The sequence below is a fragment of the Amycolatopsis sp. MtRt-6 genome, from assembly GCF_017308975.1.
GTDB lineage: Bacteria > Actinomycetota > Actinomycetes > Mycobacteriales > Pseudonocardiaceae > Amycolatopsis.
On record NZ_JADWPD010000059.1, the window covers coordinates 1 to 23,267 of the forward strand.

A 23,267-nucleotide genomic window follows, 5' to 3' on the forward strand; every position below is an offset into this window, starting at 1 on the left:
CCCGTGCCGCCGCGGCGGCGGCCTGCGCGGCCTGGGTCGCGGCGGCCGCGGCCGCCGCGTGCGCCTGGTCGGCGGCCTGCTTCGCGGCGGCCTGCCGGAACGCCGCCTGGGTGGCGTGCGCCTGCGCGGAGGCGCTGGACCACAACGCGCCGGCGTCACTGGCCGCGGCCTTGCTGGCGTTGAGCGCGGTCTGCACCGCCGACGCCGACGCCTGCGCGGCGGCCGCGGACGCCGCGGCGACCTGGGCGGACTGCTGGGCGTAGGCCAGGCCCCGGCCGTACGGCGTGCCGTTGGCCGCGGCGATGGCCGCCGCCTGGGCCTGCGCGGTGCGGGCGTTGTCCGCCTGCGCCTTCGCCGAGTCCGCCGCCCGCTGCGCCACCGGGACCTGCGCGGCGACCCGGCTCTTGGCGGTCGCCATGTCATTGGCCGCCCGGGTGCGCAGTGCCTGCGAGGGGTAGCGCGGGTCGCCGGGTGCCGGCCAGCTCCGCTGCCAGTCGAGCAGCTTGCTCACGATCGCGGCCTGGCCGACTGCCTCGATCATCGCGTTCGTGGCCGACTCGAGGTCCTTGGACGCCTGCAGTTCCGCCGCGACCAGGGCGGCCCGCTGCGGTGCCTGCGCGGCGAGTTCGGCGTCCCACTCGGTGTTGGCGGCGGCGACGACGGCGCCGAGCACCTGGTTCGGGTCCGCCGGGTTTTCGCTGTCGCAGCCGGCGTACCGGATCTTGAGCGCCTCGACCTCCATCCGGAACTCCGCGGACGCGGGCACCGAGGCGGTCGTGGCGAAGCCGCCGTACTGGAGGAACTGCCGGATGTCGTCGGCGGACCGGCCGTTGACCACCATGTCGCCGAAGTAGAAGACGGCCGGGTCGCCGGCTTCCTTCTTCCGGTCGAGGACCACCGTGGCCGCGTCGACCGCCGGCTGACCCGCCCGCGCCACGAGGTCGGCGTGGACGGCGGCGTCGGCCATGGCCTGGCGCTTGTTCTTGTAGTCGAGGAGGTCCGACTCGAACTGCGGGATGAGGGCGCCCGAATAGGGCTTCAGCACCGCTTCCCAAGCCGCGTGCTGGTTGGCCGACGCCTCGTTCTCCGCGACGATGGCCTCGCCGTCCCGGCGGTACGCGTCACCGATCGTGCCGAGCTCGAACTCCAGGCCGTAGGCCGCCGCACGGAGGTCGGCGTCCGAACCGGCCAGTGCCGCGCCGGCGGTGGCCTTGAACTGCGGGCCGCCGGCGTGCATCACCAGCCCGACCCGGCACCGGTCGGTCCTCGCCTGAGTGCCCAGCGGCGAGCGCAAACCGGGGGTCTCGGCCTGCTGCGCGGCCGGCGCGGGGCTGTTCGCCACGGACGCCGCGTTCGACTCCGAGGCCACGCAGAGGGCCGTCAGCGTCACGGCCAGAACGGCCAGCCCGCTTCTCTTTTTGCGCGCGCGAAAAAGGGCAGCTCTCGCCATGACGTTCCCCCCAAGGACGAACCGGACACCGCGTCCGATCCGGACTGATCGGGGACACTAGCGATCAAGGGCACGAAACGGCAATACCCGAACCAGGATTACGCCGGACGACGCACGCCACCCGGCGGTCCGGCAGCCGTTCGGCCCAGCGCTCCACAGAGGACAGTGTGGAATTGTCCATCTCGGACAGTGTTCGGTGGACATCAGGGCACCGGCCGCCGGCTAGGGGGTCGATGTGTCAACTCCGGGCGCGCAGTCGAACAGCGTCATGCCGTTCGGCGTCCGGAGCGGGACCGGTGCGCAGTGGCCACGCGCCCACGCCGCGCGCTCGCCGAGCACACCCGGCAGCCCGGGCACGGCGGTCAGGTAGAGGAACCGCAGCTGTCCCGTTCGGACCAGCTCGGCGACCTCGGCCGGCTCGGGATACGGCGAAAAGCCGGTGAACCCGCCCATGGGGAGCACGCTGTGGCCGGCGGCGAGATAGGGCGACGCGGTGCTCGCGTCCCCGGTCGCGAACAGGAACCGCTCTCCCGCGTGCCGGGCCCGCAGGTGATCCAGCAGGACCGGGTCGACGGCGGAGCCGGGCAGGGGCGCGTCGATCGCGGGCACCGGCCCGGTCGGCGGCACACCGAGGATGCGGGCCAACGTGATGCGGGGATCGGCGACGCCGAAGACCGCGACGGCGGTCTGCGGCCCCGCGACCGGATTGGCCGTGTGCATGGAGTTCGGCGGCACGGCGGGGGTGATCGCGATCCAGGCGACCGGCCCCGCCAGCAGCACCACCGCGCCTGCCGCGGCGACCTCACGGCGGGCGCCGCGCAGCACCGTCCCGAGGACGGCCACGGCCACGACCGCCACCAGCCAGCCCGGGCCGCCCGCACGAACCACGACCACGACCGCGGCCGTTGCGGACAGGACACCACCGAGCGGCAGCACCCACCGGAGGCGGCCGCGGTCCCGCCACCACGTCCAGGCCACCGGCACGCCGGCGCCGACGACCGCGGCCAGGGCCGGGGCGAGCAGCGTCGCGTAGTACGGGTGCAGGCCCGGCAGGAAGCTCAGCACCAGCACGGCCGTGAGCAGCCAGCCGCCCCAGAGTGTCCACAGAGGATCGCGGCGACGCGGCCACCAGCAGGCGGCCAGGAGCACCAGGCCCAGCGGGAGGAGCCAGCCGATCTGGCCGCCGAGCTGGTCGTCGAACAGCCGCAGCGGCCCGGGTGGCCCGCCGTAGGGTGCCGCCGTCGCGGACAGCGGTGAGCCGCCGCCGGCGAGACCGCGGCCGAGGCCGTTGTAGCCGAAGACCATTTCCCACCACGTGTCGCCCCGGCTGCCGTCGACGTGCGGGCGTTCGCCGCGCGGGACGAAGCCGACCACGACGAGCCAGGCCAGCGACACCGCGAGCGCGGTCCCGGCGAGGACCGCCGCCCGCCGCAGCCGGGGACCCGGAGCGACCAGGCACGCGGCCACCAGCGCGGGCAGGACGACCCACGCCTCGACCATCTTGATCTGGAACCCCGCTCCGGCCAAAGCTCCGGCGGCCCAGCTCCATCGGGCGTCGTCGAGGGCCCGGGTCAGCGCGTAGGCGGCCGCGACCAGGCACAGCACCAGCAGCGGGTCGACCAGGTTGACCCGCGCGGTCACGAAAACCACCGGCGAGGCGAGGAGCACGACGGCGGCGATCACGGCGGCCCGCGTCCCGGCCCAGCGCCGGACGGCCGCGAACAGCAGCGGCACGGTGGCCGTCGCGGCGAGGGCACCCGGCAGCAGCAGGACCCAGGGGTGGAAGCCGAGCACCCGCACGAAGAGCGCCTGGATCCACAGGCCGCCCGGCAGCTTGTCCACCGTCATGCTCGCCGCCGGGTCGACCGCGCCGAAGACGAACGCGGACCAGCTCGTGCTCATGCTGCGCACCGCCGCGCTGTAGTAGAAGTGCGTCCCGCCCCGGAACAGCCCCCAGCCGTGGAGACAGCCCGCCACCAGGGTCAGCACGACCAGCGGCCGCCGCATCGCGCCCTCCTTTGCTACGACTTGTAGTACTACGCGAAGTAGTACTACACGCGACGCGTGCTTGTCTACTACGCTGTGTCGTGGCGAACGGAGGGCCGATGGGGAAGCTCGGCGAGCTGGAGCGCGCCGTGATGGACGCGTTGTGGGTGCGGGACAGCGCCGTGAGCGTGCGCGCGGTCCACGAGGCTCTCGCCGACCGCGGGCTCGCGTACACCACGGTGATGACGGTGCTGTCCCGGTTGGCGGACAAGGGTTTCGCGGTCCGGGAGCGCGACGGCCGGGCCTGGCGGTACGCCCCGGCGGCGAGCCGCGACCAGTACGTCGCCGAGCTGATGTTCGAGGCGCTCGGCGAGACCGGTGACCGCGACGGCGCGCTGACGCACTTCGCCCGCGCGGTGAGCGCCGAGGAGGCCGACGTCCTGCGCAAGGCACTCACCCGCAAGCGCCGGCCATGATCTACGTCCTGCACCACGTCGCCGCGCTGGTCCTGGCCGGGGTCGCGGCCGGCTACCTGCGGCGGGCGCGGTGGCCCAGCCTGCGACCGCGGCTGGCGGTGGCGCTGTGGCAGGCGATCGCCCTGACGGTGGCCGTCTCGGCCGTCAGCGGGTTGCTCGCGCTGGGGCTCATGCCCCTGCGCCGGGGCATCGTGCCCGGCCTGCTCACCTTCGCCACCGCCGAGCCGGACCCGCTCGGCGCGCTCGCGATCGCCGCCGGGCTGGTGCTGGCCGCCGGGCTCGCCGGGCAGCAGCTGTGGTGCGCGATCCGGGTCGCCCGGCAGCGCGCACGGCACCGCGACCTCCTCGCGCTGCTCGCCGAAGCACGCGATGGCGCGTTGTTCCTGGATCACCCGCTGCCGGTGGCGTACTGCGTGCCCGGCCGCACGGCCGAGATCGTGCTCAGCACCGGGGCCCGCACCTTGCTCACCGACGGCGAACTGGCCGCCGTCCTCGCCCACGAGCACGCCCACCTGCGCGAACGCCACGACATCGCGCTCGCCCCGTTCGCCGCGCTGGCCCGGTTGTTCCCCCGCTGCCGCCGGCTGAGCGCGGACATCCACCTCCTGCTGGAGATGCGGGCCGACGACCGGGCCGCCCGGCGGCACGGCCGCGACACCGTCGCCACCGCACTGGAGAAGTTCCGGGCGCACGGCGCGGCGGCGGCCCCACCCGGCACCCTCGGCGCGGCGGCGGCCACGACGTACCGGATCGACCGGCTCCGCCGCCCACCCTCGGCCGGCCCGCGCGTGCTGCCGGCGTTCGTCACGGCCACCGTGCTGACGGTGCTGGCGACCCCGCTCAGCCTGCTGCTCACGCCGTTCTGAGCCTCATTTCGCGGCGGAGACGTAGCTGAGAAACCCCAGATTTCCCTGGCCGGTCAAGGTGAATCCGGCGCTTTCGGCCAGCCGGGCGAGCCGCGCGTGCGGGTCGTCGAGCATCCGCGGGCCGGTCACCGCACCGACGAAGTGCCGCGCGACACGGGACCGCGGCGGCCGGAAGTCGGCCAGCAGGAGCCGTCCACCGGACCGCAGCACCCGGCGCATCTCGGCCAGGGCGGCCGGCTGATCGGCGTCCGGCACGTGGTGCAGCGCCAGGCTCGTCAGGACGACGTCGAACTCGCCGTCCCCGACGGGCAGAGCCTGCGCGGTGCCGACCTCGAACCGGCAGGACTCCGAGCCCACAGTCCGCCGAGCGAAGCCGACCATCGCCGCCGAGGCGTCGATGCCCAGCGCGGAAGCGCCGGCCTCAGCCGCCAGCCCGGTGAGGTAACCGCTCCCGCAGCCGACGTCCAGCACCCGATCGCCCGGCCGCACCCCGGCCAGCCGGACCAGTTCGCGGTACCAGCGTCCACGTCCGACGAAGACGAGCCGGCCGGCCGCCTCGTACAACCGCGGCCGGGTGATCAGCGCACCGTCCACCCGCTCGCCACCGTGCATGAACACGCGTCCCAGGTTCATCCCACACCCCACTACTTAGTGACGACTAAGTTACACCACCAACTTAGCCGCGACTAAGAAAGCTGGCAAGGGCACTACGATGAGCGGGTGACCGGCCGAACCCGCCTGACCGCCGAGCAGCGCCGCGAGACGATCTTGACGGCAGCGACGGCGGTGTTCGCCGAACGCGGCTACCAGCGCGCGAAAGCGTCCGAGATCGCCGCCCGGGTCGGGGTCAGCGAGCCGGTGGTGTTCCAGAACTTCGGCTCGAAGGCAGGCCTGTTCGCGGCGGTCATAGAGCGCGCGTCCGACACGGCCGAGCAACTCCTGAGCTCGTTCGACGGCGGGCCGGTCCCGAGCGTCCTGCGCGCATTGCTGTCCCCCGAGCACCTCGACGCGCTCCACGCCCCCGGATCGCTGGGGGTGCTCTTCGCCGAAGGAACGGCGTCCGACGCCGACCCCCGCGTCCGCGAGGCTGCCGCGGCCGCCGTCCAGCGCCTCGCCCGGGGCGTCACGAGCATGCTGCAGCGCGCGCAGGAGGCGGGAGAGCTGAGCGTGGACCTCGACGCGGAGGCCTTTGCGTGGTCGTTGATGTCGTTTGTGGCCGCCCGCTCGTTCCGCCGCGCGGTCGCACCAGATGCGGAACTCGAACGGCGGCTGGTCGAGCAGCTCCTGCGGCCACTCGGCTGAGAGGAAGGCCGGCGACCGGATTTCAGAGCCGCGGTGCCACCGTGACCGCCTTGTCCACGATGGACAGAACGCGTTCGCTGGCACACGCTCGCGGGTCGCGATGAGGCTGTCGCAGCACGACTCCGAGTCTGCGGCGCGGTCAGGTGATAATGGTCTGCGTGGTGCCCCCGACGGGACTCGAACCCGCACTCGATCGATTTTAAGTCGACTGCCTCTGCCGATTGGGCTACGGGGGCACCGCACACTCTAGGCGATGACCTCGGCGCGGTGTCCAGGACACACAACCGAAGAGCCCCCGGTCACCAGGACCGGGGGCTCTTCGGCAAAGAGGAACGTCAGGACTTCGAAACCCGCGCGAACTCGTCCTTCGGGTTGTTGATCTGCCCGAGCGAGATCACCTCACGCCGGAACAGCCCGCCCAGGATCCAGTCGAACAGGATGCGGATGCGGCGGTTCCACGTCGGCATGGCCTTCAGGTGGTACGCGCGGTGGAAGAGCCACGCCGGGAAGCCCTTGATCTTCAGGTTCAGCGCGTCCGCGACGCCCTTGTGGAGGCCGAGGCTCGCCACCGCGCCCAGGTTCTTGTGGAAGTAGTCCTTCGGCTTGCCGCCGCGCAGGACCTTGATGATGTTCTTCGCCAGGAGGCGGGCCTGGCGGACCGCGTGCTGGGCGTTCGGCGGGCACGTCGCCGTCGGGTCTTCCTCCGTGCGGGACAGGTCCGGGATCGCCGCGTTGTCGCCCGCCGTCCAGACCTCCGGGTGGCCCACGACCTGCATCGCCGCCGTGGCCTCGAGGCGGCCGCGCTTGTCCAGCGGCAGGTCGGAGTTGGCCAGGACCGGGTTGGCCTTCACGCCCGCGGTCCAGATGATCGTGTCGGTGTCGAACTCCGTGCCGTCCGACAGCACGACGTGGCCGTTTTCGAACGACTTCGCCGCCGTCGACAGGTAGACCTCGATGCCGCGCTTCTCCAACTGCTCGACCGTGTACACACCCAGGGTCTCGCGGACCTCGGGCAGGATCCGGCCGGCCGCCTCGACGAGGACCCAGCGGATGTCGGAGGTCTTGATGTTCGGGTAGTAGTTCTCCACCGCGAACCGGGTCATGTCCTCGAGCTCGGCCAGCGCCTCGATGCCGGCGAAGCCGCCGCCGACCACCGTGAACGTCAGGAGGCGCTTGCGCAGCTCGGGGTCGAGCGTGCTGGCCGCCTCGTCGAGCTTGGTCATGATGTGGTTGCGCAGGTAGATCGCCTCGCCGATGGTCTTGAAGGCGATGCCCTCCTCGACCAGGCCCGGGATCGGCAGGATGCGCGCGACGGCGCCGAGGGCGACGACCAGGATGTCGTAGCCGAGCTGCTCGATGTGGCCGTCGGCCGCCTCGACCGTGACCGACTTCTTCTCGTTCTCGATCTTGGTGACGCGCGCGGTCAGCACGTGGCAGCGCTTGAGCACCCGCCGCAGCGGCACGACCACGTGCCGGGGCTCGATCGCGCCGGCCGCGGCCTCCGGGAGGAACGGCGCGTACGTCATGTGGGGCTGCGGGTCAACGACGGTCACGGAGGCCTCGTTGGCCCGGAGCATCTTCTGGAGGCCGTACGCCGTGTAGAGCCCGACGTACCCACCACCGAGGACGAGGATCCGAGTCGGTTCCGACTTCGACTTCGCAGCAGCCATGTCCTCATGGTGACACCTTCGCCGCGACCCCGCTCGGGGGCCCCATCCGGCTGTGACCAGCGTCGCTGCGGTTTCCGTAACGATTCAGTCCGGCGCTGTCACCGAGGTCGCGGCGCGGAAGACGTCGGCCACCATGGCGTGGGTCACGCGGTGTGTCTGGACATTCCGTGGCGATACGTGATAACAGCCGAAAAGACGCAGGTCGCCCAGCTCCACCACCGTCCCGTGGCCGAACGCCGGCCGCGGCTGCGGCACCGGCCAGCCGGCCGCGTCCAGCACGGGCAGTAACGCCTGCCAGCCGAACGCGCCGAGCACCACGATCGCCCGCAGTGTCGGACGTAACAGTGCCAGCTCCTCCGCCAGCCACGGGCGGCAGGTGTCCCGCTCGGCCGGCGTCGGCTTGTTCTCCGGCGGCGCGCACCGCACGGGCGACACGAGCCTGGTGCCGTACAGCTCCAAGCCGTCGCCGATCGCCGTCGACGTCGGCTGTGAGGCGAGCCCGACCTCGTGCAGGACGCGGAAGAGGAAATCACCCGATGGGTCGCCGGTGAACATCCGGCCGGTGCGGTTCGCGCCGTGCGCCGAGGGCGCCAGGCCGACGACGGCGAGCGACGCGTCCGGCGGCCCGAACCCCGGCACCGGGCGCGCCCAGTGCTCCTCGCCGCGGAACGCCGCCTTGGTGCCCGCGACGCCCTCCCGCCAGGCGACCAGCCGCGGACAGGCCCGGCATGCCGACACAGCCGCGTCGAGCTCGGCCAGCGACCTCATCGCGGCGCCGCCCGGGACAGCCGGTCGGCGTGCCGCGTGGTCTCGGGCAGGCGGTAGCGCGGGGTCAGGGCCAGCGTCAGCCGGCACGCGTGCGCCAGGTCGATCCGGTGCCCGGCCGAGACGTACACCGGCTTGACGCCGTCCTGGGTCCGCAGCACCGCGCCGACGACCTCGCCCGCGTCGGCCAGCGGCTCCGACGACCCCCGGGCGGCCCCGGGCGAACCGTGCGTGCCGACGAACCGCGTCTTGGCGACGCCGAACGCGGGCAGCCCGGTCAACACGCCGAGGTGGCAGGCCAGGCCGAAGCGCCGCGGGTGGGCGCGGCCGTGGCCGTCGCAGACCAGGACGTCGGGGACGTGCTCCAGCCGCTCGAGCGCGGCGAGCAGCGGCGGCAGCTCGCGGAAGGCGAACAGGCCCGGTTCGTACGGGAAGACGGCCTTGGCGCGGTGCGTCCGCTCCTCGACCACGGTGAGCCCGGCGGTTTCGAGGGTGACCACGGCCGCGGTGATGCCGTCGGCGTCGTCGTAGGCGACGTCGAGGCCGGTGACCGTCGGCGGCAGCTCGGGGCAGTCGTCCGCGAGCTCGACCCGGCCGCGGAGCCGTTCCTGGACGGCGAGCGCCTCCTCGATCGTCGACGGCCAGTCCTGGGTGTGCACCAGGTCACCCTGCCACAGGCGCCGGGGCCCGCCGACTAAGTTGGGTCCATGGCGGACACCACCCCCGAAGCGGCTGCCGAACCGAAGGCTCCGGAAACCACGGAGATCCCGGCCGAGCCCACCGACGACATCGTCACCACGCAGCACACGCTGACCGTGAAGCGGAAGAAACTCGCGTACACGGCTAAAGCGGGACGAATCGTGCTCCGCAAGGAGATCGTCAAGGACGGCAAGTCCGAGGGCTTCAAGGCGAAGGCGGAGGTGTTCATCACCTCCTACACCCTCGACGACGCCGACCCGGGCACCCGGCCGGTGACGTTCGCCTTCAACGGCGGCCCCGGCTCGTCGAGCATCTGGCTGCACATGGGCCTGCTGGGGCCGCGCCGCGTGCTCTCGGGCGACGTCGACGACCTGGTGCCGCCGCCGTACGGGCTGGCCGACAACCCCGAGACGCTGCTGGCGCACAGCGACCTCGTGTTCATCGACCCGGTGTCGACCGGCTACTCGCGTGCGTCCGAAGGCGGCGAGACCAAGGACTTCCACGGCTTCAAGGGCGACATCGAGTCGGTCGGCGAGATCATCCGGCTGTGGGTGTCGCGGCACCAGCGCTGGCTGTCGCCGAAGTTCCTGGCCGGCGAGTCGTACGGCACGCTGCGCGCCGCCGGGCTGGCCGCGCACCTGCAGGACCGGCACGGGCTGTACCTCAACGGCCTGCTGCTCATCTCGTCGGTGCTCGACCTGGGCACGCTGCGGTTCACGGAGGGCAACGACCTCCCGTACTCGCTGTACGTGCCGACGTACGCGGCGATCGCGCACTACCACGGGCTGCACGGCGAGCGCCCGCTCGACGACGTCCTCGCCGACGCTGAGGACTTCGCCGCGAAGGACCTGCCGTACGTGCTTTCGCGCGGCGCCCGCTTGTCCACTCAGGACAGGGCCGAAGCGGTGGCCACGCTGGCGTCGCTCACCGGCCTCACCGAGTCCTATGTGGACCGGGTGAACCTGCGCATCGAGCACGTCCGGTTCTTCACCGAGCTGCTGCGCGACCGCGGCCTGGTGGTCGGCCGGATGGACGGCCGCTTCACGACGTGGGAGCCGGACGGCGGCCGCGAGCACATGAGCGACGACCCGTCGATCTCCCGCGTGGTCGGCGCGTACGCGGCGGCGTTCAACCACTACGTGCGGGCGGAGCTGGGGTACGAGAACGACCTGCCGTACGAGATCATCAGCGAGGACACGTTCAAGGCGTGGTCGTATTCGGACTTCGAGGGCCGCTCGGTTTCGGTGGTGGATTCGGTGAGCGCGGCCATGCGCGCGAACCCGCACCTGCAGGTCCACGTGGCATTCGGTCACTACGACGGCGCGACGGCCTATTACGCGGCCGAGCACGTGCTGGCGCATTTGCAGATCCCGGAGGAACTGCGCGACAACATCGACACGGCGTACTACCCGGCCGGCCACATGATGTACGTCCACGAGCCGACCCGGGTGCAGCAGTCGAAGGACCTGGCGAAGTTCGTCAAGAAGGCGTCGAACCGCTGAGCACGGCCCGCAGCCGCCGCCACTGGACGACACCCACGACGACCTGCGCCGCCAGCGCGAGAAGGGCGTAGCCGACCAGCCACGGCCGCCACTCCGGCGGCTGGGCGTGGCCGAACAGCGGCTCGACCAGCACGGGAACGGCGTAAATCCCGGGCATGGCCAGGAGCAGGTCGTGCAGCCGCACGGCGGTGTCCACGGCCCGGGACGTCGCGTCCTCCGCGATGACGGGCCGGCGGAAGACGTCCGTCACCATCGCGGCCGTGACCGCCGCGCCCAGGAACAGCAGGAGGAGCCAGCTCGCCGCGTACGTGCGAAACGGCGTCGTGGCGAAGATCGTCACGGCGAGCGCGGCGCCGCCACCGAAGGTGACCAGCGGCACGGCGAGGAACCAGCTGGTCACCTCGGTGCGCGGCGGGCCCCCGAGCGTCCCGAACCGCGCCAGCGCCTGGCGGTCGCGGGCCCGGGCGGGCAGCCAGTAGCCGAGGTGCTGGACGATGACGAGGAAGAAGGCGTACGAGCTGTCCACCAGGTCCGCGCCGGGGACGCCGGGCAGGAAAGTCAGGCTCTCGAACCCGATTGTGGCGGCCGTGAAGCCCAGGACGGCCACGCCGACCCACCGCCACGTGCCGGGCGGGCGGGCACCGGCGCGGAAGCCGAGCCGCAGGGCCAGCAGGTCGGTCATCGTCGGCACGTCGACACGGTGCTTGAACAGCCAGCGGCCGGCTGCCGCGCGCTCCGCGTCGGTCGGGCTCACGAGGGCACCGTCCCGTAGCGGCCGGGCGGCAGGCTGGAACGCCGGGCCTCCCTCGCGGCGCCGACGTGGACCGCCGCCACCAGGACGAAGTACCCGATCGCGGGCACGAACCGCGCCGGGGGCCACGGCCAGCTGGTGGACAGGTCGATCCAAGCGAGCAACAGGAACGCGAACGGCACCGCGAACGCCCGGGCGTCGTGGGCCCGCAAGGCCGCGTCGACGGCGAGGGAAGCATCGTCCTCGGCGATCACCGGCGCACGCAGGACCCGGCCGAGGACCGACGTCACACTCGCGGCGCCGATCACCAGCGCGGCCGCCCAGCCCGCCGGGTGGGCGGCGAACACCGCGCACAGGACCACGCCGCCGCCGAACGTCGTCGCCACCGCGGCGAAGTACCACCAGCCCACCTGGCCGGCCACCTCCCGGAACGACGGCCGGGCGCCCGGGGGAACCAGCCGGGCCGCGGCGCGATCGGCCCGGCGCACCCGGTGCCACTGCAGCAGCGGAAAAGCAGCGCAGACCACGGCGAACACCAGGAACCGCGCGAGCACCGGGACCGGCGGGAGCAAGGCGGCCATCCAGACCACGGGGGAAAGCACGATGTAGGCCGGGTAGGACCGCGAGGCCAGCTCCCGGGCCCCGGCACGCACCGCGAGCAGCGGCGTCGGCTCGGCCACTTCCACCCCACGGCGGGCCAGCCACGCCCGCGCGCCCTGTCTCTCGGCGAGCGTCGTCCACGCTGCTTCCGTCACCATCGAACCTCCCCCATTCCCGCGCTACACGCGCGAAGCGGTGGAAAGGTTTACCGGCCGTAGCAGCGGAACGGCAGCCGGCGGTACCGATAGCGGACGTCCGCCCACCTCAGCAGCTGCAGGAAGACGGCCGTGACCAGGTACGCCAGCACGGACCCCCAGTCCCCGTCGTACACGCGAACCGCCCCGGGAAGGTTGCCTTCCCGGGGCGGTTCGCCGGTATGCGCTACTTCAGGTACTGCGACCCGCGCGTCACCGCCGACCAGGCGTCGACCGCGCCGTGGCCGTAGAAGCCGTTGAACGACGGGGTGCCCTCACAGGTTGCCGTGTACGTCGCGTCGCGGCCTTCCTTCAGGTAGTCCACCGTCCGCGGCACCGGGCAGGCGATCTCGCGCGCCGTGCCCTCGATGACCCGCTGGACCTTGTCCGGGTCCATGCCGAACTCGCCGCGCGACTTCTTGCCGTACTGCGAGACGATCAGCGCCGCGACGCCGGTCGCGTGCGGGGTCGCCATCGACGTGCCCTGCAGCCACTGGTAGTAGCCGACGCGGCCGTCCGCGGCCGTGGCCTTCTTGACGCCCGCCGTGACGCCGGCCGGTGTGATGTTGCCGTCCGCGTCGATGTTGCCCTCGGCGATGCCGACGTTCTTCGGGTACGTCGAGAGGATCTGGTTCTCGACCGTGCGGTACCACGGCGTGCCGAAGTAGTCGCGGTAGAAACCGCCCGGGCCGGAGACCGAGATCTGCTCGAGGCCGTAGTTCGAGTAGTCCGCCTTCTTCTGCGACGGCCCGAACGAGCTCACGCCGATCGTGTGGTTGCCCTCGACCGGCAGGTTGAGGCAAGTCGAGTTGTCGATCGTGCGCGGGTGCGCGCTGTTCGCCGGGTAGTCCGGGCTGGTCGCGTCCGGCTGCGGCGCGCCGAGGTCGGTGTGCTGGTTGCCCAGCGCGACCAGCATCGTGACGCCCTTGCGGTGCGCGTAGTTCAGCGCGCGCTGCGTCGCCTCGATGATCGTGCGCTGCTCGGCCTGCTCGGCGGCCGAGTCGGCCGGGTTCGCGGCACAGTTGTAGAGCCACGGGTCGGTGTAGAACGACATGTTGACCACGTCGATGCCCGCGTCGCCGGCGTAGGTGATCGCGTCGACCGTCGGCTGCAGGAAGAAGTAGCCCGAGTCCTGGCCGGCGCGGATGTTCACCAGCGTCACGTTGGGCGCGACGCCGGAGACGCCGAAGCCGTTCGCGGCGGCGGCGATGGTGCCGGCGACGTGCGTGCCGTGACCGCCGTCGTCGTGGTTGGCCGGGTCGACGCAGCTGCGGAACTCACACGGACCGTCGACCTCGCCGCCGTTGACGTCGGTCGGGATGTCGACGGTGAAGTTGCGCGAGGCGGCCAGGTCGAAGTTCGGCGCGATGTCCGGGTGCGTGCCGTCGATGCCGGTGTCGATTACGCCGACCTTGACCTGCTTGCTGCCCGGCTGCTTGGTGCGCGAGAGGTCCGAGCGGACGGACTTGAGGCCCCAGAGCTGGTCGTCCAGCGGGTCCATGCCCACCGGAGCGGCGGCGGCCTTCTTCGACGAAGAAGCGCCTCCGCGGCCTTCCTTCTCGACGGCGGCGTCGCTCTTGACCTTCTTGCCGCTCTTCGGCACCGAGCCGATGGCCTGCGCCTTGGCCGCGCCGAACACCGCGCGGTTCGCGGCCATACGCTCGGTGAAGCCGGTGGCCGGCGCGCTCGCCTTGATCAGGCCGACCGCGGTGTTGGTCTCGAGGACCGTGCCGCCCGCGGCCTTGATCGCCTGCTGGGCGCTGCCGATGCTCTGGACGTCCTTGGCGAGCACGGTGAACTCGGTCGCCGGGCCGGACAGCGCGGGCTGCGCCGACGCGGCCGGGACCGCGACGGCGGAAACCGCGCCGAACAGCGGCACGGCCAGCACCGCGGCCAGAAGCCTGGGTCTCTTCACGTTTCTCCTCCTCGCGGAAAGCGGTTCCTGCACCGTATAGATCGGACAATGTGTGTACAACGGCCAAACGTACGTTATGGAACAACCGACTTCTGCTCGGCGAAGTGACAAGCTGACAAGTGCCCGTCCGTCCTGGGCACCAGCTCCGGCACCTCCGTGGCGCACCGGTCCGCGGCCTTCCAGCACCGGGTGCGGAACCGGCACCCGGACGGGGGATCCAGGGGGCTCGGGACGTCGCCGGTCAGCCGGATCACCTGGCGGCGCCCGCGCACGGCCGGATCCGCCACCGGCACCGCGGACAGCAGCGCCTGGGTGTACGGGTGGGACGGTCGTTCGTAGATCTCCTCGTCGGTGCCGAGTTCGACGATCTTGCCCAGGTACATCACCGCGACCCGGTTGGACAGGTGCCGCACCACCGAAAGGTCGTGCGCGATGAAGACGTAGGACAGGCCGAACTCGCCCTGCAGGTCGCCGAGCAGGTTCATCACCTGGGCCTGGATGGAGACGTCCAAGGCGGACACCGGCTCGTCGCAGATGATCACCTTGGGCCGCAGCGCGAGCGCCCGCGCGATGCCGATGCGCTGGCGCTGCCCGCCGGAGAACTGGTGCGGGTAGCGGTTGAGGTGCTCGGGGTTGAGCCCGACCACGTCGAGCAGTTCCCGCACCTTGCCCGCGCGCGAGCCCTTGGGGGCGACGTCGGGGTGGATCTCGAACGGCTCGCCGATGATGTCGCCGACCGTCATGCGCGGGTTGAGCGAGGTGTACGGGTCCTGCAGCACGATCTGGATCTCGCGCCGCAGCTTCCGCAGCTCGGCGCCGCGCATCGCGAAGATGTCGCGGCCCTCGAACTTCGCGGTGCCGCCCGTCGGTTCCTCCAGGCGCATCAGGACTTGCGCGAGGGTCGACTTCCCGCAGCCGGACTCGCCGACGACGCCGAGCGTCTCGCCCGGCATCAGGTCGAACGAGACGCCGTCGACGGCCTTGACCTGGCCGATCGTGCGCTTGAACAGGATCCCGGTGCGGACCGGGAAGTACTTCCGCAGGTCGCGGACGGCGAGGATGGGTTCAGGCACGGGAGCTCACCACCTCTTCGGCGAAGTGGCACGCGCTCGTGCGGCCGAAACCGATGGCGTGCTGCGGCGGGACGTCTGCCGAACACTTCGCTTCGGCCCGCTTGCACCGTGGGTGGAACGGGCAGCCCGGCGGGATGTCCAGCAGGCTGGGCGGCAGGCCCTTGATGGTTTCCAGAGTCTGTCCTTTGAGGTCGAGCCGGGGCAGGGAGTCCATCAGCGCGGCGGTGTACGGGTGGGCCGGCGCGCGGAACAGCTCGACGGCGTCGGCCTGCTCGACGATCCGGCCCGCGTACATCACCGCGATCCGGTCCGCGACCTCGGCGACCACGCCCAGGTCGTGGGTGATGAGGACCAGGCCCATCCGGCGTTCGGCCTGGATCTCGCCGAGCAGGTCCATGATCTGGGCCTGCACGGTGACGTCGAGGGCGGTGGTCGGCTCGTCGGCGATGAGCAGGTCGGGGTCGAGCGCCAGCGACATCGCGATCATCGCGCGCTGGCGCATCCCGCCGGAGAACTGGTGCGGGTAGTCCCTGACCCGGCGGTCCGCGGCCGGGATGCGGACGGTGTCGAGGAGCTCGATCGCCCGCTTCCGGGCGTCCTTTTTGGACATCCCGAGCCGGACGCGCAGCTGTTCCTCGATCTGGAAGCCCACGGTGAACACCGGGTTCAGCGCGGACAGCGCGTCCTGGAAGATCATCGCGATCTCGCTGCCACGCACCTCGCGGCGGCGGTCCTCGGACGCGGTCAGCAGGTCCTCACCGCGCCAGCGCACGGCACCGGCGGTGATCACGCCGGGCGGCATGTCGAGGATACCCATCACCGTCTGCGCGGTGACGCTCTTGCCGGAGCCGGATTCACCCAGCACGGCCAGCGTTTCGCCCGCGTGCACCGAGTAGCCGACGCCGTTGAGCACGTTGGCCACGCCGTCGGCCGTCCGGAACTCGACGTGCAGGTCTTCGACTTCGAGCAGCAGTTCGTTGTCGGACAAGGACTTACCTCGACTTCGGATCGAGCGCGTCGCGGATGCCGTCACCGAGCATCACGAAGGCCAGCACGGTCAGGGTGACGAAGGCGCCGGGGAACAGCAGCATGTGCGGGTCGTTCCGGAAGTAGTCCCGCGAGTCGGCGATCAGCACGCCCCACGAGATCACCGGCGGGCGCACGCCGATGCCGAGGTAGGCGAGCGTCGCTTCGGCGCCGATGAACGCGCCGAGCGCGATGGTGGCGTACACGAGCACCGGCGCGATCGTGTTCGGCAGCAGGTGCCGGAAGATGATCCGCGGGGTGCTCGCGCCGAGACCGCGCGCGGCCTTGACGTAGTCGAGCTGCTTGGCCACCAGCGTCGCCGAGCGCATGATCCGCATGCCGACCGGCCAGCTCAGCACCGCGATGGAGCAGACCACCTGGACGATGATCGTCACCGCCCCCGGGTTGGCGCCGGGCGCGTTGAACGTCGTCAGGATGACGATCGCGCCGAGCACGAACGGCAGGCCGGCGAAGATGTCGCCGAAGCGCGACAGCACGCTGTCGACGAACCGGCCGTAGTAGCCGGCGATGATGCCGATCACCGAGCCGACGAGCACGGTCACCAGCGTGGAGAACACGCCGACCAGCACCGAGGCACGGGTGCCGTAGATGGTGCGGGCGTAGACGTCCTGGCCCTGGTTGTCGTAGCCGAACCAGGCGTCCGCGGACGGGCCCTCGTTCGCGTGCGCGAGGTCGCTGAAGCCCGCTTCGCGCGAGCTGAACAGGCCGGGCGCGATCGCGATCAGCACGATGAGCAGGATGATCACCGCCGAGGCGATGACCGCCGGCTTGCGCCGCAGCTGGCGCCAGGCGTCGCTCCACAGGCTGCGGGGTTTCTGCGGGCCGGTGGCGGAGTCGTCCACCCGGGACAGCTCGGCCGCGTCGGCCCCGCCGCCGCCCACCAGGTTCGGGTCAGTCATAGCGGATCCTCGGGTCGAGAACGGCGTAGAGCAGGTCGACGACCAGGCTCATCAGCAGGTACACCAGCACCAGGAGGACGACCACGCCGACGACGGTCGCGCTCTCCCGGTTCTGGATGCCGCGGAAGATGAGCCCGCCCAGCCCGTTGATGTTGAACACGCCTTCGGTGACGATCGCGCCGCCCATCAGGGCGCCGAGGTCGGTGCCGAGGAACGTCAGCACCGGGATCACCGAGTTGCGCAGCAGGTGGACGAGCACGACCCGGCTCTGCGGCTGGCCCTTCGCGATCGCCGTCCGGACGTAGTCGGCGCGGCGGTTCTCGGCGATGCTCGTCCGCGCCAGCCGGGCCACGTACGCCATGGACAGGCTGCCGAGCGCGATGCCCGGCACGATGAGCTCGCCGATGCCCGGGTCGTCCGACACGCTCGCCTCGATCCAGCCGAGGCCGCCCGAGCCCAGGACCAGCTGCAGCACGATCGCGGTGACGAACACTGGCAGCGAGATCAGGAACGTGGTCGAGACCAGCACGAGGTTGTCGAGGAAACCCTTGCCGCGCAGGCCGGTCAGCACGCCGGCGGTGAGGCCGATGACCGCTTCGATGATCACGGCGATCACCGCCAGCCGCAGCGTGATCGGGTAGGACGTCGCGATCAGCTCGCCGACGGACGTGCCGTTGAAGGTTTCGCCCCAGTCGCCGGTGAAGAGGCTCCCGAGGTACTTGACGTACTGGACGAAGATGTTGTCGTTCAGGTTGAACTTCTCGGTCATCTGGGCGACGTAGGACGCCGGGCAGGCGGCCTGGCCGCACTTGCCGGAGAACGGGTCGCCGGGCACGGCCCAGACGAGGACGTAGATGAGGAACGTGGTGCCGAAGAACACCGGGATCAGCTGCAGCAGCCGTCGCAGGACATAGCGGGTCATCAAGAGTTCCTAGTGCGCGCCGGCCGGGGGGGGGGGGGGGGGGGGGGGGTGGGGGACGAAACGAGACACAAACCAGCGCAGGGGGTCGTGAGTGGTAATTAGGGTCAGAACCCGAATTACCACTCACGACGGCGTGGTGGTGGGTGCGGCAGCTACTTCTTCAGGACCTCGATCGACGGGTAGTCCGCCATGCGCCGGAAGTCCAGGCCCGCGGACTTGAGGTTCTTCGACTTCGCCGCGGTGCCCTTCTCGTCCCACACCGGGATCGTCGGCAGGTCCTGCGCTACCAGGTCCTCGGCCTGCTGGTACAGCTTGACCGCGGTGTCCTTGTCGACGGTCGAGTCCGCCTGGGCGAGGAGTGCGTCGACCCGCGGGTTCGAGTACGTCGAGTCGTTCGAGGACGCGCCGGTCTTGAAGATCGGGTTGAGGAAGTTCTCGATGGACGGGTAGTCCGCCGACCAGTCGGAGCGGCCCATGCCGGTGAGCTTGTGGCCGGTCACGATGCTGCGCCACTGGCCGAAGTCGGTGGCGGGCACGAAGTCGCACTCGACGCCGAGCGTGTTCTTGATGCTGTTGCACGCCGCGACCAGCGGTTCCTTGCGGCCACCGTCCGCGTTGGACGCGATGGTGAGCTTGCCCTGGAAGCCCGACTTCTGGAAGGCCTCCTTCGCGGCGGCCGGGTCGAACTTGCAGAACTTGCAGACGCCGGGCCGCGCGCCCGGGATGCCTTGGGAGATGTAGCCGTCCGCCGGCACGTAGGTGTCGTTCATGACGGTCTTGGTGATCTGCGCGCGGTCGATCGCCATCGAGATGGCCTTGCGCAGCTCGAGGTTGTTGTAGCCGGGCACGTAGTACGGGATGTTGATGGTGCTGATCCCGAGCAGGTGGCCGGTCACCAGCCGGTCGCCGAGCTCGTTCTTGTACTTGCCGCCCGAGACCGCCGACGGCGGCAGCGCCTCCATGAAGTCGAGCCGCCCGCTCAGCAGGTCCTGGTAGGCGGTCTCCTGGCTGGCGTAGATCTTGATGTCGAGGTTCTTGAACTTGACCTTGTCGTCACCCTTGTAGTCGTCGTAGCGGGTGAGCTTGATGTCCTGGTTGGGCGTCCGCGAGACGAACTTGAGCGGGCCGTTGCCGATCGGGTGCTGCTCGAAGGCCTTGGGGTCCTTGAAGAACGAGTCGGGCAGCGGCGCGAAGGCCTGGTAGCCGATCTTGATGTCGAAGACGGAGAAGGGCGCGTTGAGCGTCACCTGGAACTCGTAGTCGTTCTTCTGGACGAGCCCGGACATCTTGTCGGTGACCGGCTTGGCGTTCTCGTCCGCGGGGTGGACGTCGGAGTAGCCCTGGATGTTCGCGTAGAAGTCGGTGTTGAGCTGGCCGTTCGGCGCGTAGGCGCCGTAGTTCCAGGCGTCGATGAAGTTGTGCGCCTTCACCTCGGTGCCGTCGTGGAACTTCCAGCCCTGCTTGATCTTGATGTCGAAGACCTTGGAGTCGGTCGTGGTGATCGAATCCGCCATCAGGTTGAAGGGCTTGGCGTCGGCGCCGTTGAACCCGACCAGCGTGGAGAACATCGGCTGGAGGGCCTTGGTGCCGCCCAGGTCGTTGATGTTGGTCGGGACCAGTGCGTTCTGCGGTTCGGTGCCGTAGACGCTGACGGTGCCGTCCGGGTCCGTCTCGCCGGCACCCGTGGAGCTGCCCGAGCCGCCACCGCACGCGGTGAGCGCCAGCGCCAGCGAGGTCATCACCACCGTGGGTCCCCAGAGCCTGCGCGAACGACGCATGATCCCCTCCAAATCCGGTGTGTCCGAAAGGTGAGACGCACGCTATCGGGGCCGGTGAAGCCGATCACAGGACTGCGGTGTTGCAAATGTGTGACGACCGTCTGGACCACCTGGTTGGAGCACAACCAACGTAGGAATCGGGATACTCCGGACAGCCTAGCGCGGACAGGTGGTCATCACCCGCTCACCCTCGGTTCCGTTGCGGCACAAGCCCTTTCGGGCGGCCGAACGGTCGGTCAGCCAGGCAGAGACCGGAGGGGCATCACCCGTGACTGAGCGGGCATCTCGCGTGATTGGGCGGGCATCTCGCGTGATTGGAGGGGCATCACGGTGATGCCCGGCCAGACACGCGTGATGCCCCTCGGCGCACGCATGATGCCCCGCTGATCACGCGAGATGCCCCTCGGCGCACGGTCAGGCGAGGGACAACGCGATGCCGTCGAGGATGTCGTGTTCGCTGACGACCAGCTCGGTCGGGCCGCCGCGGGCCGCGAGCTGCTCGGCGAGGGTCTGGACCACTACCGCGCCGCCGCCGATCACGTCCACCCGGCCCGGGTGGATCACCGGGTTGGCCGCCCGGGTGGCGTGGTCGCTCTGCAGGAGCTCGGTGGCCAGGCGGTCGATGTCCGCCGGGCTCAGCTTGGACAGGTGCACGCGGTCGCTGTCGTACTCCGGCAGCCCCAGCGCGATCGCCGAGAGCGTCGTCACCGTGCCCGCCACGCCCACCCATGTCCGCGCGCGGGCGACGTCGACCACGTCGAACGCGTCCGTCAGCACCTTGCCGGCCAGGTCGCGGGCGGCGGCGATCTCGTCGGCCGTCGGCGGGTCGCTCTTGAGCGCGCGCTCGGTGATCCGGACGCAGCCGATGTCGACCGACTTCGCCGCGACCACCTCGGCCTGCCTGCCGTCCCAGGTGCCGAGGACCAGCTCCGTCGAGCCGCCGCCGACGTCGACCACCACGAACGGGCCGTCGTCCGGGTCCTGCTCCCCCACCGCGCCGGTGAACGACAGCCGCGCCTCCTCGTCGCCGCTGATCACCTCGGCCTCGACGCCGAGCGTCTCGCGCGTCATGCGGAAGAAGTCGTCGCGGTTCTTCGCGTCGCGGGTCGCGGACGTGGCGACCATGCGCACCTTCTCCACGCCCTTGCGCCGCGCGGCGATCGTGTAGTCGGCCAGTGCGGCGCGGGTGCGTTCGAGCGCCTCGGGGGCCAGCTCACCGGTGGCGTCGACGCCCTGGCCGAGCCGGACGATCCGCATCTCGCGGTGCAGGTCGCGCAGGTCGACCGTGCCGTCGTGGCGCGGCGTCAGCTCGGCGACGAGCAGGCGGATGGAGTTGGTCCCACAGTCGATCGCGGCAACACGAGGCATGCCGCCACCCTAACCGGACGTCGGCGGCACCGTGGTCGTGGTCAGGGTGGTCGACGTCGTGACCGAGGTGATCACGGCCCCGCAGGTCGGCGTCGGGGTCGGGGTCGGGCTCGGTGAGGTCTCGCCAGTCGGTGTCGGCGTGCTCGACGGCGCCGGCACGGTCGTGACGCTGATGACCGTCCTCGTGGTCACCGTCGTCGTCGGCGACGCGCACGGCGGCGACGACGTGGTCGGCGGCTTCGACGTGCCCGTCGTCGGCGGAGGCGCCGAAGAAGAAGCCGTCGGCGGGACCGGAGGCGGCGGGATCGACGGCGGCGCCGGGGCCAGCGCCGCGTTCGGCGCGCCGATCGGCACCGTGCTGTCCGGCACCTGCATGATCCCGTTGCGGTAGGCGTCCGCCCACAGGATCACCGTGTTCACGTACGTGTCGGAGTTGTTGTACCGGTAGATCGCCCCGCGCAGCTGGTCCGGCTTCGCCAGGTCGAACCCGCCGGAGCACAGGTACCGGCCGGTGGCCAGCGCGGCGTCGAAGATGTTGTTCGGGTCGGACTTGCCGTCGCCGTTGCCGTCGGAGGCGTAGCCCTTCCAGGTCCCCGGGATGAACTGGGTCGGCCCGACCGCCCGGTCCCACACCGGGTCGGTGTCGAGCAGGCCCCCGTCGGTGTCCGGGATCGCGGCGAAGTTGCCCTGGCCGTTGAGCTGCGGGCCGAGGATCGGCTCGCGCGTGGTCCCGGCCGCGTCGACGTACCCGCCGCGGGCGTGGTTGGACTCGATCCGGCCGATGCTCGCGATCAGCGCCCAGTCGATGTGGCACGCGGGCAGCTCGCGGCCGAGGATGTCGGCGGCCTTCTTGTACGCGGCGAGCGCGGTGGCCGGGATGCCGAGCGGGCCGTCGGGGAGCTCGTAGGCCGGGAGGGGCATCGGGGTGGGCGCGCCGGGAAGGGTGCCGTCGACGGCGATCTGCTGGAGGGCGGCGTTCCCGGGGTCGTAGCCCTGGCCGAGCGCGGCGTCGCGGCCGTGGTCGGCGCTGCCGCCGAGCCAGCCGAGGGTGCCGCCGCCGGCGACCAGCGCCGGGACCACGGCCAGGATGCCGGTGATGACGGGGTACGCGGTGCGGTGGCGGATCCCGAATCTTCGCGCGTAGCTCCCGACTGCGTCAGGCAGCCGCCGCACACGCATGCTCAGAGCCCTCCTGGCCGGATCGGTCACCACTCTCGGGGGACAGCCTGCCGCACCCGCGGCAAGGTTTCAGCCCATCGAGAGACGTGATCGAGGTTTTCGCTCACCCAGACCAATTATCTCTTCACACTGCGCGAGTGTTACGCGGCGCAGTCCCCGGAGGGCCACCCGTTGGCCGTAAGCAGGGCCAACGTCTCGTCACCGAACGGATTCACGCCGGGGCCGACGGCCAGCGAGTGCGCGACGTGGACGTGGAGGCACTTGACGCGGCCGGGCATCCCGCCGGCGGTGACCTGGTGGCCGAGCGGCTCGATGGCGTCCCGCTCGGCGAGGTACACCTCGTGCGTGCGCTGGTACTGCGCCGCGAGCTCGGGATCGGTGGTCAGCCGCTCGGTCATCTCCTTCATGATCCCGGACGCCTCGATGGTGCCGATCATCGAGTTCAGCTTCGGGCAGGTCAGGTAGTAGAGCGTCGGGAACGGCGTGCCGTTCTCCAGCCGCGGGCTGGTCTGCACCACGGACGGATGACCGCTCGGGCACCGCGCGGCGATGGCGCGCAACGCCCGCGGCGGCCGTCCGAGCTGCTCCGCGATGATCTCGCGGTCGGCGTCGGTGACGGGCTCGAACCGGTGCTGCTGCGTGCTGTTCACGCGGTCAAGGTTAGAGCGTGCCCCCGCTCCGGCCCCCAAGCGCCCCAATGAGGTTTTCTCAGTAGGGCTGGGCTCGGGTGGGCGTGTTGGCGTGGGATGAGGCGTGGGGCCCCTGGTAGGACTGGATTTGCGAAGATCGAATCCTAGAGTTCCAGAGGCCCCACGTGATCCATTA

22 protein-coding genes and 1 tRNA gene are annotated in these 23,267 nt (G+C 71.0%); 4 read left to right on the top strand and 19 right to left on the bottom strand.

Annotation, left to right across the window (positions count from 1 at the left end):
• The coding region (locus I4Q55_RS48415) for a hypothetical protein (RefSeq protein ID WP_206797773.1) at positions 1 to 1,390 on the bottom strand (1,390 nt) is incomplete at its 3' end.
• Between the two features lie 282 nt (positions 1,391 to 1,672).
• The gene (locus I4Q55_RS48420) at positions 1,673 to 3,457 is read right to left on the bottom strand and encodes a glycosyltransferase family 39 protein (RefSeq protein ID WP_206797774.1); all 1,785 of its coding nucleotides are present in this window, start codon (positions 3,455 to 3,457) and stop codon (positions 1,673 to 1,675) included.
• Positions 3,458 to 3,555: 98 nt separating this feature from the next.
• On the opposite strand from I4Q55_RS48420, the gene I4Q55_RS48425 reads away from it, so the two are divergent.
• Together I4Q55_RS48425 and I4Q55_RS48430 are read left to right on the top strand one after the other, a co-directional pair.
• Positions 3,556 to 3,912 carry a BlaI/MecI/CopY family transcriptional regulator gene (locus tag I4Q55_RS48425; protein WP_206797775.1) on the top strand — a complete coding sequence of 119 codons (357 nt, stop codon included), beginning with the start codon at positions 3,556 to 3,558 and terminating at the stop codon, positions 3,910 to 3,912.
• Positions 3,909 to 4,778: a M56 family metallopeptidase gene (locus tag I4Q55_RS48430; RefSeq protein WP_206797776.1), complete on the top strand. Its 870-nt coding sequence runs from the start codon at positions 3,909 to 3,911 to the stop codon at positions 4,776 to 4,778. The genes I4Q55_RS48425 and I4Q55_RS48430 overlap by 4 nt, the downstream gene beginning before the upstream one ends.
• A gap of 3 nt (positions 4,779 to 4,781) precedes the next feature.
• Here the strand turns inward: I4Q55_RS48430 and I4Q55_RS48435 are convergent, their stop codons facing one another.
• Positions 4,782 to 5,411: a class I SAM-dependent methyltransferase gene (locus tag I4Q55_RS48435; protein ID WP_242548091.1), complete on the bottom strand. Its 630-nt coding sequence runs from the start codon at positions 5,409 to 5,411 to the stop codon at positions 4,782 to 4,784.
• An 87-nt stretch (positions 5,412 to 5,498) separates the two neighbouring features.
• On the opposite strand from I4Q55_RS48435, the gene I4Q55_RS48440 reads away from it, so the two are divergent.
• Positions 5,499 to 6,080: a TetR/AcrR family transcriptional regulator gene (locus tag I4Q55_RS48440; RefSeq protein WP_206797777.1), complete on the top strand. Its 582-nt coding sequence runs from the start codon at positions 5,499 to 5,501 to the stop codon at positions 6,078 to 6,080.
• A gap of 159 nt (positions 6,081 to 6,239) precedes the next feature.
• Here the strand turns inward: I4Q55_RS48440 and I4Q55_RS48445 are convergent.
• The 4 genes from I4Q55_RS48445 to I4Q55_RS48460 all read right to left on the bottom strand — a co-directional run bounded on the left by I4Q55_RS48445 (position 6,240) and on the right by I4Q55_RS48460 (position 9,174).
• Positions 6,240 to 6,316: transfer RNA gene (locus I4Q55_RS48445), tRNA-Leu, on the bottom strand.
• A gap of 99 nt (positions 6,317 to 6,415) precedes the next feature.
• Positions 6,416 to 7,750: an NAD(P)/FAD-dependent oxidoreductase gene (locus I4Q55_RS48450; protein WP_206797778.1), complete on the bottom strand. Its 1,335-nt coding sequence runs from the start codon at positions 7,748 to 7,750 to the stop codon at positions 6,416 to 6,418.
• A gap of 84 nt (positions 7,751 to 7,834) precedes the next feature.
• Positions 7,835 to 8,518 carry a uracil-DNA glycosylase gene (locus I4Q55_RS48455; RefSeq protein ID WP_206797779.1) on the bottom strand — a complete coding sequence of 228 codons (684 nt, stop codon included), beginning with the start codon at positions 8,516 to 8,518 and terminating at the stop codon, positions 7,835 to 7,837.
• Positions 8,515 to 9,174, bottom strand: coding sequence for an endonuclease V (locus tag I4Q55_RS48460; RefSeq protein WP_206797780.1), 660 nt, complete (start codon positions 9,172 to 9,174; stop codon positions 8,515 to 8,517). Before I4Q55_RS48460 ends, I4Q55_RS48455 begins: the two co-directional genes overlap by 4 nt.
• A gap of 48 nt (positions 9,175 to 9,222) precedes the next feature.
• Here I4Q55_RS48460 and I4Q55_RS48465 point away from each other — a divergent pair, with 48 nt between their 5' ends.
• A complete protein-coding gene (locus I4Q55_RS48465) occupies positions 9,223 to 10,716 on the top strand; it encodes a S10 family peptidase (protein WP_206797782.1) in 1,494 nt (497 codons plus the stop codon).
• Here I4Q55_RS48465 and I4Q55_RS48470 read toward each other — a convergent pair.
• The 12 genes from I4Q55_RS48470 to I4Q55_RS48520 form a co-directional block, all read right to left on the bottom strand.
• Positions 10,694 to 11,470 (bottom strand): hypothetical protein, encoded by a 777-nt coding sequence (locus I4Q55_RS48470; protein WP_206797783.1) that lies wholly within the window; start codon positions 11,468 to 11,470, stop codon positions 10,694 to 10,696. The two genes, I4Q55_RS48465 and I4Q55_RS48470, sit on opposite strands and share 23 nt — an antisense overlap.
• Positions 11,467 to 12,225, bottom strand: coding sequence for a hypothetical protein (locus I4Q55_RS48475; RefSeq protein WP_206797784.1), 759 nt, complete (start codon positions 12,223 to 12,225; stop codon positions 11,467 to 11,469). The genes I4Q55_RS48470 and I4Q55_RS48475 overlap by 4 nt, the downstream gene beginning before the upstream one ends.
• 47 nt (positions 12,226 to 12,272) lie before the next feature.
• Positions 12,273 to 12,398: a hypothetical protein gene (locus I4Q55_RS50475; RefSeq protein ID WP_277992133.1), complete on the bottom strand. Its 126-nt coding sequence runs from the start codon at positions 12,396 to 12,398 to the stop codon at positions 12,273 to 12,275.
• A 50-nt stretch (positions 12,399 to 12,448) separates the two neighbouring features.
• The gene (locus tag I4Q55_RS48480; protein ID WP_206797785.1) at positions 12,449 to 14,176 is read right to left on the bottom strand and encodes a S8 family serine peptidase; all 1,728 of its coding nucleotides are present in this window, start codon (positions 14,174 to 14,176) and stop codon (positions 12,449 to 12,451) included.
• Between the two features lie 74 nt (positions 14,177 to 14,250).
• Positions 14,251 to 15,249: an ABC transporter ATP-binding protein gene (locus I4Q55_RS48485; protein WP_206797786.1), complete on the bottom strand. Its 999-nt coding sequence runs from the start codon at positions 15,247 to 15,249 to the stop codon at positions 14,251 to 14,253.
• Positions 15,242 to 16,237: an ABC transporter ATP-binding protein gene (locus I4Q55_RS48490; protein ID WP_206797787.1), complete on the bottom strand. Its 996-nt coding sequence runs from the start codon at positions 16,235 to 16,237 to the stop codon at positions 15,242 to 15,244. Before I4Q55_RS48490 ends, I4Q55_RS48485 begins: the two co-directional genes overlap by 8 nt.
• Before the next feature lie 4 nt (positions 16,238 to 16,241).
• The gene (locus I4Q55_RS48495) at positions 16,242 to 17,195 is read right to left on the bottom strand and encodes an ABC transporter permease (protein WP_206797788.1); all 954 of its coding nucleotides are present in this window, start codon (positions 17,193 to 17,195) and stop codon (positions 16,242 to 16,244) included.
• Entirely contained in the window at positions 17,188 to 18,117 is a 930-nt protein-coding gene (locus tag I4Q55_RS48500; RefSeq protein WP_206797789.1) for an ABC transporter permease, read from the bottom strand. Before I4Q55_RS48500 ends, I4Q55_RS48495 begins: the two co-directional genes overlap by 8 nt.
• 152 nt (positions 18,118 to 18,269) lie before the next feature.
• On the bottom strand, positions 18,270 to 19,895 hold the full coding sequence (locus I4Q55_RS48505) for an ABC transporter substrate-binding protein (protein ID WP_206797790.1): 1,626 nt from the start codon (positions 19,893 to 19,895) through the stop codon (positions 18,270 to 18,272).
• A gap of 414 nt (positions 19,896 to 20,309) precedes the next feature.
• On the bottom strand, positions 20,310 to 21,263 hold the full coding sequence (locus tag I4Q55_RS48510) for a Ppx/GppA phosphatase family protein (RefSeq protein WP_206797792.1): 954 nt from the start codon (positions 21,261 to 21,263) through the stop codon (positions 20,310 to 20,312).
• A 9-nt stretch (positions 21,264 to 21,272) separates the two neighbouring features.
• Positions 21,273 to 22,442 (bottom strand): lytic transglycosylase domain-containing protein, encoded by a 1,170-nt coding sequence (locus I4Q55_RS48515; protein WP_206797794.1) that lies wholly within the window; start codon positions 22,440 to 22,442, stop codon positions 21,273 to 21,275.
• A 140-nt stretch (positions 22,443 to 22,582) separates the two neighbouring features.
• Entirely contained in the window at positions 22,583 to 23,092 is a 510-nt protein-coding gene (locus I4Q55_RS48520) for a DUF501 domain-containing protein (RefSeq protein ID WP_206797796.1), read from the bottom strand.
• Positions 23,093 to 23,267: the final 175 nt, after the last annotated feature.

What these genes read in the sequence shown, in the direction of transcription:
- I4Q55_RS48510 (WP_206797792.1), bottom strand. Translation starts at nt 21,263, where the DNA reads ATGCCTCGTGTTGCCGCGATCGACTGTGGGACCAACTCCATCCGCCTG.
- I4Q55_RS48420 (WP_206797774.1), bottom strand. Translation starts at nt 3,457, where the DNA reads ATGCGGCGGCCGCTGGTCGTGCTGACCCTGGTGGCGGGCTGTCTCCAC.
- I4Q55_RS48495 (WP_206797788.1), bottom strand. Translation starts at nt 17,195, where the DNA reads ATGACTGACCCGAACCTGGTGGGCGGCGGCGGGGCCGACGCGGCCGAG.
- I4Q55_RS48465 (WP_206797782.1), top strand. Translation starts at nt 9,223, where the DNA reads ATGGCGGACACCACCCCCGAAGCGGCTGCCGAACCGAAGGCTCCGGAA.
- I4Q55_RS48450 (WP_206797778.1), bottom strand. Translation starts at nt 7,750, where the DNA reads ATGGCTGCTGCGAAGTCGAAGTCGGAACCGACTCGGATCCTCGTCCTC.
- I4Q55_RS48435 (WP_242548091.1), bottom strand. Translation starts at nt 5,411, where the DNA reads ATGAACCTGGGACGCGTGTTCATGCACGGTGGCGAGCGGGTGGACGGT.
- I4Q55_RS48515 (WP_206797794.1), bottom strand. Translation starts at nt 22,442, where the DNA reads ATGCGTGTGCGGCGGCTGCCTGACGCAGTCGGGAGCTACGCGCGAAGA.
- I4Q55_RS48455 (WP_206797779.1), bottom strand. Translation starts at nt 8,518, where the DNA reads ATGAGGTCGCTGGCCGAGCTCGACGCGGCTGTGTCGGCATGCCGGGCC.
- I4Q55_RS48475 (WP_206797784.1), bottom strand. Translation starts at nt 12,225, where the DNA reads ATGGTGACGGAAGCAGCGTGGACGACGCTCGCCGAGAGACAGGGCGCG.
- I4Q55_RS48425 (WP_206797775.1), top strand. Translation starts at nt 3,556, where the DNA reads ATGGGGAAGCTCGGCGAGCTGGAGCGCGCCGTGATGGACGCGTTGTGG.
- I4Q55_RS48500 (WP_206797789.1), bottom strand. Translation starts at nt 18,117, where the DNA reads ATGACCCGCTATGTCCTGCGACGGCTGCTGCAGCTGATCCCGGTGTTC.
- I4Q55_RS48505 (WP_206797790.1), bottom strand. Translation starts at nt 19,895, where the DNA reads ATGCGTCGTTCGCGCAGGCTCTGGGGACCCACGGTGGTGATGACCTCG.
- I4Q55_RS48430 (WP_206797776.1), top strand. Translation starts at nt 3,909, where the DNA reads ATGATCTACGTCCTGCACCACGTCGCCGCGCTGGTCCTGGCCGGGGTC.